This window comes from Streptomyces chilikensis (genome assembly GCF_001642695.1).
Lineage (GTDB): Bacteria > Actinomycetota > Actinomycetes > Streptomycetales > Streptomycetaceae > Streptomyces > Streptomyces chilikensis.
Window position 1 is genome coordinate 1 of the sequence record NZ_LWCC02000001.1, and the last position, 1,794, is coordinate 1,794.

General features: G+C 72.8%; 1 protein-coding gene. It reads left to right on the plus strand.

Annotated features, from left to right (window positions below; translation table 11 throughout):
* Positions 1-1,794: SDR family NAD(P)-dependent oxidoreductase (locus A2U95_RS32260; RefSeq protein ID WP_240957139.1), on the plus strand; the 1,794-nt coding region annotated here is incomplete at both ends.

The following is a 1,794-nucleotide window of genomic DNA, read 5'->3' on the forward strand; positions in this document are numbered from 1 at the left end:
TGCTGGACGCCGCCCTGCACGCCATCGGCATCAGCGGCCTGCCCACCGGCCTGGACGGCCCCGGCCTGCCCTTCGCCTTCACCGGCGTCCAGCTGACCGCGGTCGGCTCACCCGTCCTGCGCACCCGCATCACCACCAACAACAGTGGCGGGGGCATCGCCCTGGACCTGGCGGACGCCACCGGCGCTCCGCTGGGCCGCATCGACGCTCTCACCCTGCGCCCGGTCACCCCCGAACAGCTCGACACTCCCACCCACGACTCCCTCTTCCACCTCCACTGGCAGCACCTCACCGCCACACCGGCGGAAACACCGGCACACACCACCGTCCTCGAGGTACCCGCCTCGCACACCGACGGGGATGTTCCGGCGGTCGTGCAGACCGTCGTCGCCGACGTGCTGGCCCGGCTGCAGGAATGGCTCGCAGCGGGCGAGCAGGACCGGCGTTTGGTCGTCGTCACCAACGGTGCGATGGCCGCGACCGGGACCGAGGAGGTCACCAACCTCGCCGCCGCGGCGGTGTGGGGTCTGGTCCGCTCCGCACAGTCCGAGCACCCCGACCGGATCGTCCTGGTCGACACCGATGGATCAACAGAGGACCTGACGGCGCTTGCGGGCCTGGACGAACCGCAGCTCGCCGTCCGCGAGGGCGAGATCCTGGTCCCCCGACTGGCCCGCACCACGGTCCCGGTGGAAGCCGCGCTCTCGGTGGAAGCCGCGCTCCCGCCGGTCACGGGTCCCGTGCTCGTCACCGGTGCCAGCGGCGCGCTGGGCGGCCTGGTCGCCCGCCACCTCGTCACCACCCACCATGTCCGCGACCTCGTCCTCGTCTCCCGCCGCCCCTCCACCGCGCTGGCCGAGGAGCTGTGGGACCTGGGCGCCGTGGTCCGCTGGGCGCCGTGCGACGTCACCGACCGCGACGCCCTGGCCGCCTTGATCGACGAGCTGACCGCGTCCGACGGCCCGGGCCTGTCCGGCGTCGTCCACGCAGCCGGTGTGGTCGACGACGGTGTCCTTGAATCCCTCACCCCCGAGCGGCTGGCGACGGTGCTGCGGCCCAAGGCGGACGCCGCCTGGCACCTGCACCAGCTCACCGAACAGCTCGACACCCCCACCCACGACTCCCTCTTCCACCTCCACTGGCAGCACCTCACCACCACACCGAGCACGGCCGTCGATGCGGACGTCCTCGACGTGCCCACCACCGACATTGACAGCGACGTCCCTGCGACCGTGCAGACCGTCGTCGCCGACGTGCTGGCCCAGCTGCAGCAGTGGCTCGCATCGGGCGAGCAGGACGGCCGTCTGCTCGTCACCACGCGTGGGGCGGTCTCCACAGGGGAGACCGATCAGGTCACGGATCTCGCTGCCGCGGCGGTGTGGGGTCTGGTCCGCTCGGCGCAGTCCGAGCACCCCGACCGGATCGTCCTGGTCGACACCGACGGGTCGATGGACAACGTTGCGGCGCTTGCGGGCCTGGACGAGCCGCAGCTCGCCGTCCGTGCGGGTGAGGTCCTGGTGCCTCGGCTGGTCCGCACCACGGTCCCGGTGGAAGCCGCGCTCCCGCCGGTCACCGGCCCCGTGCTCATCACCGGTGCCGGTGGTGCGCTGGGTGGTCTGGTCGCCCGTCACCTCGTCACCACCCACGGCGTCCGTGACCTCGTCCTCGTCTCGCGTCGCCCCGCGACCGCGCTGGCCGAGGAGCTGCAGGAGCTGGGCGCCACCGTGCGGTGGGCGTCGTGCGACGTCACCGACCGCGACGCCCTGGCCGCCCTGATCAGCGACCTCACCGCGC